Raw genomic sequence first — 13,245 nt, 5'->3', positions numbered from 1 at the left:
CCCGGATCGCGGGGAGCGGCGGGACTCGGCAGACCCGTACGATCGAATGAATTTTGGCCGTAACCGTGCCGGAATCCCCTCGTTGGACCGGTATGGGGCGTCGGATCGTCGCGGCGTTGATCTGGGCTTTGGTCCTGGCCGGAACGGTGTCGCCGGCGGTGGGCGCCGAGGCCTCCGATCCCGCGGCTGTCGCGGCCCGGCTGGACCGGCTGACGCTGGAGATCTCCGGGAACGTGGTGGAGCGCCGGGCGCACCTGCTGGTCAACTATCACCGGGTGGAGGGTGGCATCGAGGCCTGCATGCGGGTTCTCGGGAAGCCCTACCAGCGCCATCCGTATGTGGATTTCTACCGCGATTTCTCCGACGCCGATCTGGGTTTCGGCACCGGCTACGGCACGGTTTTCGACTCGCTGACCGACCGTGGCCGGATCCAGGCGCTGAACGAGCTGGCCGCCGCCCGGGTGTGGGAGTCCGGCCTCTATGACTACGCCACCCCGCCGCCGCCGGGTCTGGACAATTGCCGGGAGCGGTTCGGCAACCGCGATTACCAGGATCCCGATCCGCCGCATCCGGCCGTCGACGAGCTGAGCGGCTTCACCGAGCTGGCGGAGATCGTGAACCGGGATCCGGGTGTGCGCGACGGCATGCGCCGTTATCCGAAATGCATGAAGCAGAGGTACGGGTACGACGTGCCCGGCGCACGCATCGATCTCCTCTACGCGCCCCGCCTGGACCCGCCCCCGAACCCCGGCTGGGACGAGGCGGTCGCCGAGATCGCCGCTGTTCACGCCGCCGATGCCGACTGCCGGCGCCCGGCCTACGACATCGCCGTGCGGATCGTCGGCGAGCGCCTGGACGACTGGGAGCGTCGGCATCGGTCCGCATTGGACGCGATCCGTGCCGCGTGGCGTCAACGGGTGACCGAGGCGAAGCGGTATCACAACTGACCATGGTGATTCGGCAGGCGACCCTGGACGACGCCGCCGCGCTGGCGGTCGTGCACGTGCGCACCTGGCAGGTGGCGTACGCGGGCCAGGTCCCCGGTGACTATCTGGATTCCCTGGATCCGGCCGACCGGGAGCCCGGGTGGCGAAGCTGGCTGTCCGGGATCAGCCCGCCGGCCGCGGTGCTGGTGTGGGACGACGGTGGTGTGCCGGTGGGGTTCGCCGCGCTCCGGGGGAGCCGGGACGGCGAGGCGGGGGTCGGCGAGATCACCGCGATCTATCTGCTGCCGGAGCACTGGGGACGCGGGGCGGGCCGGGCGCTGATGGCCGCCGCGCTGCGACATCTGGCGGATGCCGGCTTCGGTGCGGCGACGCTGTGGGTGCTGGGTTCGAATGTGCGGGCGCGGCGGTTCTACGAGGCGGCCGGGTGGCGCCCGGACGGGGCGCGGAAGGTCGACGACTCGCGGGGTTTTCCGCTGGCCGAGGTGCGTTACCGCCGCGGCCTGGACGATCAGGGTTTGCGGCCGACCGCCCCGTAGACGGCGACCTGTTCGGGTGCGGGCCGCTGGTGTGCCGGGACCTCGGGGAGCCATTCGGAGACCGGCACGATGCCCGGGCCGATCAGGCCCAGCCCGGTGAAGAACTCGGCGAACTCGGCCCGGCTGCGTGCTCTGCCGGCGGCCGGCGTCGTGTCGGGCGTGCCGTGGTCGAGGGTGGGGTTGGTGGCGGCCAGGTAGCTGCCGGACGGGAGCGCGGCGAGCAGTTCGCGGACGATCTCCCGGGCCCGTACCTGGTCGGGCAGCAGGTGCAGGACGGCGATGAGGATCAGCCCGACCGGCCGGTTCAGGTCGAGGGTCTCCTTGAGCAGCGGGTGGTCGAGGATGGCGCCCGGGTTGCGCAGATCCTCCTCGAGGTAGGTCGCGGTGCCGGTCAGCAGCGCACGGGCCGGTACGCCGACCGCCGGGTCGTTGTCGACGTAGAGGACCCGGGCGTGCGGCACCCGGCGCTGTGCGATCTCGTGGGTGTTGCCGCCGCTGGGCAGGCCGGCGCCGATGTCGAGGAACTGGTCGACCCGCGCCTCTTCGGCCAGGAACCGCACCGCACGCTGGAGGAACGCCCGGCTCTCGCGGGCCGGCAGCTCGGTCACCGGATGTCCTCCGTTCCGTATCGATGTGGGGCGATCGCGCCGACCTTATCGCAGAAGATCCATCCGGGACCCCGTTAACACGACGGCAATGTTCGTGCCGGAACTGACAGGGTCTCATCCCTCCGGGGTGACGACGGTACGGCGTCAGAGGACCTTCGTGCCGTACATCTCGCCCAGCGGGTCGGCGATCAGCTCGATGCGGGCGCCGTCCGGGTCGCGGAAGTAGACCGAGACGCCGCTGTGCACGGTGTGCTCGACGCCCGCGCCGGCGAGCCGCTGGACCAGCTCGTCCCAGCGTTCCGGGGCCACCGATATGGCCATGTGGTGCAGGCCGCCCAGCACTTCGGCGTACGGGCCGAGGTCCAGGCCGGGCAGGTCGAAGAAGGCCAGCAGGTTGCCGTTGCCGATGTCGAAGAAGAAGTGTGACGAGCCGGGGTAGTCCCGGTTCTCGATCAGCTCGGTCAACGGGAAACCGAGCAGGTCCTGGTAGAAGCGGACGGTCTGCTCCACATCGCTGCTGATCAGGGCGGTGTGGTGCAGGCCGCGGGCGGTGGAGGGTGGCCGTTCGGCCGCGGGCCGCAGGTGGTCCTCGCGGATGCGGTGGCGGGCGGCTTCGAGGGCGGCGAGGTCGGTCATTCCTGGATCTTGCGCTGCTCAGGGCGGTAGCGCCGACCGGATGGCCGACATTGGGCAGTCTTCGCGAAATTGTCGGCTGCCGCGGTTCCGGAAACGGTTCGGTCTCTTGACAGATAATCCACGGCGGTGGATGAATGTGTGCGAGCCTGTTCGTCTTTGCTGGGTTCCGGTGCTCTCCCGGTTCACTTACGTTCGGCCCGTCCCCGTCCGTCCCCAGCGCCGCGCACCGGCCCGCGACCCGACGGTCGTGCGCCGGGCCTTCGGCGTGCCCGTTCCCGAGGAGTCCGATGCGCCGATCCGTCGTGCGGCCGCTCGTGGCCCGTACCGTCGCCGTCCTGACCCTGGCCGCGAGCGTGCTCGTGGCCGCCGCCGCGCCCGCCGCGGCCGTCGTCCCCAAGACGCCGCCGCTCAGCACCCCGTGGACCAGCCAGGTGTCCACCACCAACCCGCTGCCGGAGTACCCGCGGCCGCAGATGATCCGCCCCGACTGGCAGTCGCTGAACGGGGAGTGGCAGTTCCTCAACCCGGCGACCGACAGCGCCGGCAACGTGAACCGCAACGCCGCGCCGCCGATCGGGCAGACCCTGCCGGAGCGGATCCTGGTGCCCTACCCGGTGGAGTCCGCCCTCTCCGGGATCATGCGCAACGACAACCGTGACCTGATGTTCTACCGGCGCACCTTCACGGTCCCGGCCGGGTGGGCCGGCCGCCGCGTCCAGCTGCACTTCGGCGCGGTCGACTACGAGGCCACCGTCTGGGTCAACGGCACCCAGGTGACCACCCACAAGGGCGGCTACGACCGCTTCGAGGTGGACGTCACGCCGCAGCTCAACGGCGGCACCAACGAGATCGTCGTGCGCGTCTACGACCCCACCGACGGGCGTGGCGAGAAGCAGCCGACCGGCAAGCAGACCAACAACCCGAGCGGCATCTTCTACACGCCCGTCTCCGGCATCTGGCAGACCGTCTGGCTCGAACCGACCCCGGTCTCCTCGATCTACTCGGTCGACATCTATCCCGACATCGCCGACAACACCGTTCGGGTACGGGTGTTCGCGCGCGGAAACGTGTCAGGGCACACCGTGCTCGCCGAATCGATGACCGGAACCACCGTGGTCGGCACCGCGACCGGTGGCTTCACCGACTTCACTGTGCCGGTGCCGAACGCCCGCCGCTGGTCCCCCGACGACCCGTACCTCTACAACCTGCGGGTGTCCCTGCGCACCGCCGCGGGAAGCACCGTCGACCAGGTCACCAGCTACTTCGGCATGCGGGAGATCGGCACCAAGCTGGTGAACGGGGTGTTGCGGCCCACCCTCAACGGCGAGTTCGTCTTCCAGGCCGGCACCCTCGACCAGGGCTACTGGCCGGACGGTCTCTACACCGCACCCACCGACGCGGCCCTCCAGTTCGACCTCCAGAAACACAAGGACCTCGGCTTCAACATGGTCCGCAAGCACATCAAGGTGGAACCGGCCCGCTGGTACTACCACGCCGACCGCCTCGGCCTGCTGGTCTGGCAGGACATCCCGTCCACCCCGCCAGCCGACGCCAACCGCACGGCCGCGCAGATCGCCCAGTTCGAGACCGAGGCCCGGGAGATCATCGACGAGCACCGGTTCTCGCCGGCCGTGGTCACCTACGTGCCGTTCAACGAGGGGTGGGGCGAGTGGAACCTCGCCGACACCCAGCGGGTCACCCGGGACCTGAAGGCCTACGACCCGACCCGCCTGATGAACCCGCACAGCGGCTACAACTGCTGCGCCTCCAAGGGCGACCCCGGCACCGGCGACATCATCGACTGGCACATCTACACCGGACCGGACGCGCCCCGTCCCAGCACCACCCGGGTGTCGATCCTCGGCGAGTTCGGTGGCCTCGGGCTGCGCACGCCCGGGCACGAGTACAGCCCCAACGGGCAGTTCTTCGCGTACGAGCAGATGTCCGGCGCGGCGCATCTCAACGACCGGTTCACCGGCATGATCCGGGACTCGCAGCGGCTGATGACCAGCAAGGGGCTGTCCGGGTTCGTCTACACCGAGATCACCGACGTGGAGGGCGAGTACAACGGGCTGCTCACCTACGACCGGCAGATCCAGAAGGTGGACACCGCCCGGGTGCGGGCGGCGCTGACCGATCTGATCCGGGCGTCGCGCAACCAGAACGCGGCGGTGCCGCTCACCCTCGGGCACGTACGGTCCTTCCAGGTCACCACGCCCGGCTACACGGATCGTCACCTGCGGCACGCGAACTCGCTGGCGCGTACCGACGTGATCAGTGGGGACGGGCCGCGGCAGGACGCGTCGTTCCGTACCGTGGCCGGTCTGTCCGATCCGCGCTGCTACTCGTTCGAGTCGGTGAACTACCCGGGCCGCTTCCTGCGGCACGCGAACAGCGTGGTGCGGCTCGACCCGGACACCGGCGGCTCGTTCGCCGCGGACGCCACGTGGTGCTCCCGGCCGGGCCTGGCGGCCGGCGGGGTCTCTTTCGAGGCGGCCAACCAGCCGGGGCAGTACCTGCGGCACGCCAACGACCAGGTCCGGATCGACGCGAACACCGGCGGCTCGTTCGCGGCCGACGCCACCTGGAACGTCGCGAACCCGGCCCAATGGCGCAGTTCGGTGCTCCTGCCCTACGACGTGCGGCGGTCGCTCCAGGTCACCACGTGGGGGTACACCGACCGCTACCTGCGGCACGCCGACAGCCTCGGCTGGACCGAACCGGTGACCGCCGGCAGCTCCGCCCTGCTCAAGGCGGACGCCACCGTCACGCTGCGCCGCGGCCTGGCCGACTCGTCCTGCTACACCTTCGAGTCGGTCAATTTCCCCGGACAGTACCTGCGCCACGCCTCCAGCCGGATCCGCCTGGCGGCCAACGACGGGTCGGCGCTCTTCGCCGGCGACGCCACCTTCTGCGCCCGGCCCGGCCTGGGTGGCACCGGCGTCACCTTCGAGTCGATCAACTTCCCGGGCAGCTACCTGCGCCACTTCGACGCCCAGGTCTTCATCGCCTCCGGCGCCGGAGCCGGCTTCGACCGCCCGATGACCCTGTCCGCCGACAGTTCCTGGACGGTGGCGAACCCCTGGACCCCGTGACCCCGACCGGCCGGCCGTGAGCGCTGTCTCCCGGCCGCCGAAACAGCCCTCACGGCCGGCCGGCCCCACACCCGGCCGGCCGTGAGTCTGTCTGCCGCCCGCGGGATCGGCGGATCCGGGGGTGGGGTGGTGGCCGCGCGCATAGGGTCCGGGCATGGACGCGCGGGGAGCGAGAGCCCACGTCGCACGGATGGTCGGGAACACCACGGTGTTCGTGGGCCTGTTGATCGCTCTGCTGGAGGCGTGGGTCGGCATCGGCCCGTCGATCGGGCCGTGGGTGTTCGCGGGGCTGTTCGTGATGATCGGGGTCGGGCTGCGGCTCGAAGCGGCGATTCTCGACCGTGACCGAGGGTGAGCCCCGCCAGCGCCGTAGCGGGCCCCGCGGCCGTGCGCCGCGATCAGGTGGCGGACAGCCACGGGCGGTGTGGGCGCGGTCGGGGTGCTCACGTCCGTACCGGAAAGGGTCGTGGAAATCCGAATCGCAAGAGTCTTTTCGGGCCGGTCCCAGGAGCGTGTCCGAGCGGTAAAATGGACGGCCATGGGAGCGCTCCCAAGATGCTTCCAGGCCGACCGGCGAAGGGCCGGGCGGGACCGACGGCGACGGTGGAGGACCTGTTGCGCTACGGGTATTTCGACGATGAGCAGCGTGAGTACGTCATCGACAGGCCGGATACGCCGTTGCCGTGGATCAATTACCTCGGCACGGACGCGTATTTCGGGATCGTGTCCAACACGGCGGGTGGCTACTCCTTCTACCGTGACGCCAAACTGCGGCGGCTGACCCGCTACCGCTACAACAACGCGCCCCTCGACGTGGGCGGCCGGTACGTCTACGTGCGCGACGACGCGACCGGCGACTACTGGTCGCCCTCCTGGCAGCCGACGCCGGAGCGTGAGCTGGACGGCTACGAGTGCCGGCACGGCCTGTCCTACACGAAGATCGGCTCGGCGCGGAACGGGATCCGTGCCGAGACGCTGTACTTCGCGCCGCTGGGGGAGACCCTCGAGGTCTGGCGGGTGCGGGTCACCAACGAGCGGGCCGAGAGCGCCGAGGTGTCGCTCTTCTCGGCGATCGAGTTCTGCCTCTGGGACGCCCAGGACGACAGCACCAACTTCCAGCGCAACTACTCGATCGGCCAGGTCGAGGTGGTCGACGGGGTGATCTACCACAAGACCGAGTACCGCGAACGCCGCGACCACTTCGCCTATTTCGCCTGCTCGGAGCCGTTGGCCGGGTTCGACACGCAGCGTGAGTCGTTCCTCGGCGCGTACCGCGGCTGGGACCGCCCGGCCGTCGTCGAGGCCGGCGCGGCGAAGGACTCGGTCGCGCACGGCTGGCAGCCGGTCGGCAGCCACCACGTGCGGCTGGCGCTCGCGCCGGGCGAGACCCGCGAGGTGATCTTCGTGCTCGGGTACGCCGAGAACCCGAAGGACGACAAGTTCGACCCGCCGGGCTCGCAGACGGTCAACAAGACCCGCGTCCGGCCGGTCATCGAGCGCTGGTTGCGCTCGGAGACCGTCGAGAAGGGGTACGCGGACCTGCGCGCCTACTGGGACGGGCTGCTCGGCGGCCTGCGCGTGACCACCCCGGACGGCGACACCGACCGCATGGTCAACATCTGGAACGCCTACCAGTGCCTGGTCACCTTCAACATGAGCCGCTCGGCGTCGGGTTACGAGTCGGGGATCGGCCGGGGCATGGGCTTCCGGGACTCCAACCAGGACCTGCTCGGATTCGTGCACATCCTGCCGGAGCGGGCCCGGGAGCGGATCCTGGACATCGCCGCCACCCAGAAGGCGGACGGCGGCGCCTACCACCAGTACCAACCGCTGACCAAGCGCGGGAACAACGACATCGGCGACGGCTTCAACGACGACCCGCTGTGGCTGATCCTGGGCGTGGCGGCGTACCTGAAGGAGACCGGCGACCTGGCGTTCCTCGACGAGCCGGTGCCGTTCGACAACCAGCCCGGCAGTGAGGCCCCGCTCTACGAGCACCTGCGCCGCTCGCTGCGCTACACCCTGGACCGGCTCGGCCCGCACGGGCTGCCGCTGATCGGCCGCGCCGACTGGAACGACTGCCTCAACCTGAACTGCTTCTCGGACACCCCGGGCGAGCCGTTCCAGACGACCGAGAACGCGTCCGGCGGCGTCGCCGAGTCGGTGTTCATCGCCGGGCTGTTCGTGCTGGCGGCCAAGGAGCTGGCCGGGATCGCGGCGCTGCTCGGGCAGGACGGCGAGGAGGTCGTCTACCGGGCGGCGGCCGAGAAGATGGCCGGCACGGTCACCGAGCACGGGTGGGACGGGGCCTGGTTCCGGCGGGCGTACGACTTCCACGGCAACGTGATCGGCTCCGGCGAGAACGACGAGGGGCAGATCTTCATCGAGCCGCAGGGCATGTGCGTGCTCGGCGGGGTCGGCCTGGAGGACGGGCTGGCGGCGCGGGCGCTGGACAGCGTGGCCGAGCGGCTGGCCACCCCGCACGGCATCGTGCTCCAGCAGCCGGCCTACTCGGGGTACCGGATCGAGCTGGGGGAGATCTCCTCGTACCCGCCGGGCTACAAGGAGAACGCCGGCATCTTCTGCCACACCAACCCGTGGATCATGATCGCCGAGACGATGGTCGGCAACGGGGACCGGGCGTTCGACTACTACCGGCGGCTCAACCCGTCGGCCCGGGAGACGATCAGCGAGGTGCACCGCTGTGAGCCGTACGTCTACGCCCAGATGATCGCCGGGAAGGACGCGCCGACGCACGGCGAGGCCAAGAACTCCTGGCTGACCGGCACCGCGGCGTGGAACTTCGTGGCCGTCACCCAGTGGATCCTGGGCATCCGGCCGGACTTCGGCGGCCTGCGGATCGACCCGGTGCTGCCCGGTGGATGGCCGGGCTTCGAAGCGGTTCGATCGTTCCGTGGCGCCACCTACGAGATCAGCGTGCGGGGGACCGGCCGGGTCACCCACCTGCTGGTCGACGGCGAGCGGGTCGAGGGCAACCTGATCCCGCCGGCCGCGTCGGGCGCCGTGGTCCGGGTCGAGGCGGTCGCCACCGCATGAGTGGTGGGGGGGTGGGGGGGGGGGGGGGGCGGGCCCCCCCCCCCCCCCCACCCACCGCTATCGGGGCGGTCGCAGGCCGGACATGCCGCCGTCGACCGCCAGGGACATCCCGGTGGTCGCGCCGGCCGCCGGGCCCGCCAGGTAGAGGATCGCGTCGGCCACCTCGTCCGCGGTGACCAACCGCCCGGTCGGCTGCCGCGCGGCCAGCCGCGCCTTCTCACCCTCCGGATCATCGGTACGCGCGAGCAGCCGCCCCACCCACGGCGTGTCCACCGTGCCCGGCGCGACGCAGCACACCCGGATCCCCTCGCCCACCAGGTCGGCGGCCATCGCCAGGGTGAGCGCGTGCACCGCGCCCTTGGACGCCGAGTAGAGCGCCCGCTGCACCAGACCCGCGGTGGCGGCGATCGACGACAGGTTGACGATCACCGCGTGCCGGCTGCGCCGCAGGTACGGCAGCGCGGCCCGGCTGGCCCGCGCCACCCCGGTCACGTTGACGTCCAGCACCCGCGCCCACTCGTCGTCGTCGTTGCCCTCGACCGGCCCGACCGAGCTGATCCCGGCGCTGTTGACCAGGATGTCGATGCCTCCGTGGGCGGCGGCGATCTCGGCCATCGCCGCCTCCAGGGAGGCTCCGTCGCGTACGTCGGCCGTCACGATGCCCGGCCCGGGGGTCAGATCGACGGCGCCGACCTTCGCGCCGGCCTCGGTGAACCGCCGCACGCAGGCCGCCCCGATCCCGGAACCGCCACCGGTGACGACGGCGACCAGGCCGTTCACCCTTTCACCCCGCTGCGCTGCCGGCCCAGCCCGTCGATCTCGGTCTCCACCACGTCACCCGGCCTCAGGTACGGGTACCGCCCGGACAGCGCCACGCCCTGCGGCGTCCCGGTGTTGATCAGGTCCCCCGGTTCGAGGACGGTGAACTGGGACAGGTGCCAGATCAGGAACCCGACGTCGAAGATCATGTCGGCGGTGCTGGAGTCCTGCCGGAGCTCGCCGTTCACCCATGACCGCAGCCGCAGCGGGAAGGTCAGCTCCTCCGGCGTGACCAGCCACGGCCCGAGCGGGTTGAACGTCTCGCACGACTTGCCCTTGGACCACTGCCCGCCGGAACGCTCCAGTTGGTACTCCCGCTCGGACACGTCGTTGACCACCACGTACCCGGCCACGCAGGCCATCGCCTCGGACGGGGAGGCCAGATAGCGGGCGGTCCGGCCGATCACCACGCCCAGCTCGACCTCCCAGTCGGTACGCGTGGACCCCGGCGGCAGCAGGATGTCGTCCTCCGGCCCCACCACGGTGTTCGGCGCCTTGTAGAAGATGATCGGCTCGTCCGGCGGCGCGGCGCCCGACTCGGCGGCGTGGGCCGCGTAGTTCTGCCCGACGCAGAGGATCACCCCCGGCCGGGCGAGCGGTGGGCCGACCCGTCCACCGTCCACGTAGGCCGGGGGCAGCGCGGCCGGATCGCCCCGGTAGCCGCCGGACGCCAGGAACGGCGCGTCGATGTCGGCGGTCACCGAGGACAGGTCGTAGAGCGCTCCTCCGGCGGACAGGATCGGGCGTTCCGCGCCGGGTGGGCCCACCCGCAGGTATCTCAACACAGCTCCCCTCGTCGGTTCACGGCACCGGCACCTCGGGGTCGAGCAACCACGCGGCGACCAGGTCACGCCAGAGACCGCCGGGGATCTTCACCGACGCCATCGCCGCGGCGTCCGCGGCCTCCTCCGGCGAGCGCATGCCGACCAGCACCGACGCGACCGCCGGGTGGCCGAGCGGGAATTGCAGGGCCGCGGCGCGCAGCGGTACGTCGTACCGGTCGCAGAGCCGCTCCATGGCCTGCGCACGGGCCACCACGTTGGGCGCGGCGGGCCGGTAGTCGTAGGTGGCGCCCGGCACCGGATCGGCCAGCACACCCGAGTTGTAGACGCCGCCGACGATCACCGAGATGCCCCGCCGCTCGCACTCCGGCAGCAGGTCGGCCAGCCCGGACTGGTCCAGCAGCGAATAGCGCCCGGCCAGCAGGAAACAGTCGAACTGGCCGGTCCGGGCGAACGCGGTGAGCATCGCCGACTGGTTCATCCCGGCGGACACCGCCCCGATCACGCCCTCCCGCCGCAGCCGGACCAGGGCCGGCAGCGCCTCGGCGACGGCCGCCTCGAAGTGGTCGTCCGGATCGTGCAGATGCAGCACGTCGATCCGGTCCACGTTCAGGCGTTCCCGGCTCTCGTGCAACGACGAATACACCCCGTCGGCGGAGAAGTCCCAGGTCAGCACGGTCTCGTCGGCCTCGGCCCAGATGTCGGCCGGATCCGGGCGGCCGGGCGCCAGGCGGCGGCCGACCTTGGTGGCGAGCGTGTAGCAGCCGCGCGGGCGGTCCCGCAGGGCGGTGCCGGCCCGTCGTTCGGAGAGGCCCGCGCCGTACAGCGGGGCGGTGTCGAAGAAGCGCACTCCGCGCTGCCAGGCCTCGTCGACGGCGGCCACCGCGGTCCGGTCGCCGACCGCCGAATACAGGCCACCGATCGGCGCCAGCCCCATGCCGAGGCGGGTGACGGTGACATCGGTGCCGCCCAGCGACACCCTCGCGAACGGATCCACGGAACGGGTCCTCTCGTAGATCCGACGGGATCTACCGAACTGTTTAATGCTTGTCGATGCGGTAGTCAAACACCGACATAGAGTCATCATCGGTGAACAGTTCGATGATCTTGGGGTGGCCGCTCCGGCGCAGGCGGCCACCGGTCCGGGCCGCCACGTCCGGAGCCGAATCCTCATGACCGGGGCGCCGCGGCCGATGGACAGCGCGTGGGGACGAGGAGCGCCGGGCGCACGGTGATCGTGGGTTTCGCGGCGCTGGCCGCCTTCCTCGCCCTCGGCTACCTGACCGGTGACGGGCGGTTCCGCGTCTGCCTTCTCCTGCTCTCCGGGATCCTCGCCGCCGTGGCGGTGGCGGCCGGGCTGCGCTGGCACCGGGTCGCCGACCAGCGCCCGTGGGTTCTGGTGATCATCGCGTTGCTGCTGCTCACCGCCACCAACGCGGCCTGGCTGGTCGCCGGGCTGAGCCCCGGTGACGGCGTCCCGCCCGCTCTGCTGACCGTCCCGCTCCAGCTCGGCGGCTATCTGTTCCTGCTGGCCGCCAGTCTCGTGGTGGTGCTGCGGCACGCCCCGCGCGACGCCAGCGGCACCATCGACGCGGCGGTCTGGGGCATCGCGGTGGCCGCGCCGGTCTGGGAGTTCCTGTTCCGGCCACGCGTTCTGGACGCGTCGGCGGGCGTGACCGGCCAACTGATCGCGCTGACCCAGCTGCTGGTGCTGCTCGGCATCTGTGGCGCGCTTCTGCGGGTGTCCCAGATCAGCGACTTCGGCAAGTCCGGCCTGCGCCTGCTGTTCGGCGCGCTGGTCTGCACGATCGCCGGGGTCGGCGCGGTGCACATGCTCGGCACGGCCGGCGAGCGGTCGCCGCTCCCGGCGTTCTTCTTCGCCCTCGGCTACCTGGCGCTCGGCGCGGCCGGGCTGCACCCCAGCATCAAGCAGTTCACCGAGCCGGTCGTCGACCTCAGCCCGCCGGCGCCCCGGATGCGGCTCGGCCGCCTCGGCGCGGCCCTGCTGCTGATTCCGCTCGCTGGCGGCGTGGGCCAGCTGGCCGGGCAGCCCGCGGACGGTCTCCTGCTGACCATCGCGCCGCTGCTCAGCATCCCGCTGGTGCTCATTCGCATCGACCGGCTCAAGCACGTCCTCGTCCACCAGGCCACCCACGACGAGCTGACCGGTCTGCTCAACCGCCGGCACCTGTTCACCGTGATGGCGGAGGCCATCACCGCGCACGCCGCCGGCGCCCCGGGCCACCTCGCGCTGATCTACTGCGACCTCAACGGCTTCAAAGCGGTCAACGACGAGTACGGCCACGAGGCGGGCGACGCGATCCTGCGTGCCACCGCCCGCCGGATCACCGGTGCGGTCCGGCCCGGCGACGCGGTGGCCCGCATCGGCGGCGACGAGTTCCTCATCTTCTGCTCCGGTGCGGACGACACCACCGCCGGCACGCTCGGCGCCCGGGTGGCCGGGGCGGTCGCCGAGCCGCTGCCGTGGAACGAGCACGTCCTGCGCGTCTCGGCCGCCGTCGGCGCGGTCAGCTGGACCGAGCGCCGCCCGGTCACCCCGGACGAACTGCTGGCCGTCGCCGACGCCCGGATGTACGCCGACAAACGCGGCTCGGCCCGTCTCCGTGCGGCCTAGGAGCTAGGTGACTGGTGTTAAACGCGGGTTGATCAGAGTTCTGATCAACCCGCGTTGGTCTTTTGTGGGCTGTTGCAGGTGAGGGACGGAGGCTGTCGGCGATTGGATAGCGCGTGGTGGAGGCGTTTTC

General features: G+C 71.1%; 11 protein-coding genes. 6 read left to right on the top strand and 5 right to left on the bottom strand.

The window, feature by feature from the left end; genetic code table 11:
• Nucleotides 1–116 precede the first annotated feature (116 nt).
• Entirely contained in the window at nucleotides 117–947 is an 831-nt protein-coding gene (locus tag J5X75_RS38625; protein WP_208472675.1) for a hypothetical protein, read from the top strand.
• Nucleotides 948–949: 2 nt separating this feature from the next.
• Complete coding sequence (locus J5X75_RS38620; protein ID WP_208472674.1) at nucleotides 950–1,483, top strand: GNAT family N-acetyltransferase; 534 nt, start codon at nucleotides 950–952, stop codon at nucleotides 1,481–1,483.
• Here the strand turns inward: J5X75_RS38620 and J5X75_RS38615 are convergent.
• Nucleotides 1,456–2,091, bottom strand: coding sequence for an SAM-dependent methyltransferase (locus tag J5X75_RS38615; RefSeq protein ID WP_307798544.1), 636 nt, complete (start codon nucleotides 2,089–2,091; stop codon nucleotides 1,456–1,458). The two genes, J5X75_RS38620 and J5X75_RS38615, sit on opposite strands and share 28 nt — an antisense overlap.
• A 144-nt stretch (nucleotides 2,092–2,235) precedes the next feature.
• Nucleotides 2,236–2,727 carry a VOC family protein gene (locus J5X75_RS38610; RefSeq protein ID WP_208472673.1) on the bottom strand — a complete coding sequence of 164 codons (492 nt, stop codon included), beginning with the start codon at nucleotides 2,725–2,727 and terminating at the stop codon, nucleotides 2,236–2,238.
• 287 nt (nucleotides 2,728–3,014) lie between these two features.
• Here J5X75_RS38610 and J5X75_RS38605 point away from each other — a divergent pair, with 287 nt between their 5' ends.
• The 3 genes from J5X75_RS38605 to J5X75_RS38595 all read left to right on the top strand — a co-directional run bounded on the left by J5X75_RS38605 (nucleotide 3,015) and on the right by J5X75_RS38595 (nucleotide 8,879).
• The gene (locus J5X75_RS38605; RefSeq protein WP_208472672.1) at nucleotides 3,015–5,822 is read left to right on the top strand and encodes an AbfB domain-containing protein; all 2,808 of its coding nucleotides are present in this window, start codon (nucleotides 3,015–3,017) and stop codon (nucleotides 5,820–5,822) included.
• A 154-nt stretch (nucleotides 5,823–5,976) separates the two neighbouring features.
• Entirely contained in the window at nucleotides 5,977–6,177 is a 201-nt protein-coding gene (locus tag J5X75_RS38600) for a hypothetical protein (RefSeq protein WP_208472671.1), read from the top strand.
• Between the two features lie 200 nt (nucleotides 6,178–6,377).
• Nucleotides 6,378–8,879, top strand: coding sequence for a glycoside hydrolase family 94 protein (locus J5X75_RS38595; RefSeq protein WP_238490720.1), 2,502 nt, complete (start codon nucleotides 6,378–6,380; stop codon nucleotides 8,877–8,879).
• 57 nt (nucleotides 8,880–8,936) lie between these two features.
• Here the strand turns inward: J5X75_RS38595 and J5X75_RS38590 are convergent, their stop codons facing one another.
• From J5X75_RS38590 to J5X75_RS38580, 3 genes are read right to left on the bottom strand one after another with little or no spacing between them, the layout of a single operon-like run.
• Nucleotides 8,937–9,659: an SDR family NAD(P)-dependent oxidoreductase gene (locus tag J5X75_RS38590; protein ID WP_208472670.1), complete on the bottom strand. Its 723-nt coding sequence runs from the start codon at nucleotides 9,657–9,659 to the stop codon at nucleotides 8,937–8,939.
• On the bottom strand, nucleotides 9,656–10,480 hold the full coding sequence (locus J5X75_RS38585) for a fumarylacetoacetate hydrolase family protein (protein ID WP_208472669.1): 825 nt from the start codon (nucleotides 10,478–10,480) through the stop codon (nucleotides 9,656–9,658). Before J5X75_RS38585 ends, J5X75_RS38590 begins: the two co-directional genes overlap by 4 nt.
• Before the next feature lie 19 nt (nucleotides 10,481–10,499).
• Entirely contained in the window at nucleotides 10,500–11,477 is a 978-nt protein-coding gene (locus tag J5X75_RS38580; protein WP_307798542.1) for an aldo/keto reductase, read from the bottom strand.
• A gap of 207 nt (nucleotides 11,478–11,684) precedes the next feature.
• On the opposite strand from J5X75_RS38580, the gene J5X75_RS46275 reads away from it, so the two are divergent.
• Nucleotides 11,685–13,115 (top strand): GGDEF domain-containing protein, encoded by a 1,431-nt coding sequence (locus J5X75_RS46275; protein WP_208472668.1) that lies wholly within the window; start codon nucleotides 11,685–11,687, stop codon nucleotides 13,113–13,115.
• Nucleotides 13,116–13,245 lie beyond the last annotated feature (130 nt).

Origin of the sequence: Actinoplanes flavus (assembly GCF_017592555.1) — a bacterium.
GTDB lineage: Bacteria > Actinomycetota > Actinomycetes > Mycobacteriales > Micromonosporaceae > Actinoplanes > Actinoplanes flavus.
Note: the sequence above shows the minus strand (reverse complement) of the source record. Positions and strands in the feature narration are given on the sequence as shown.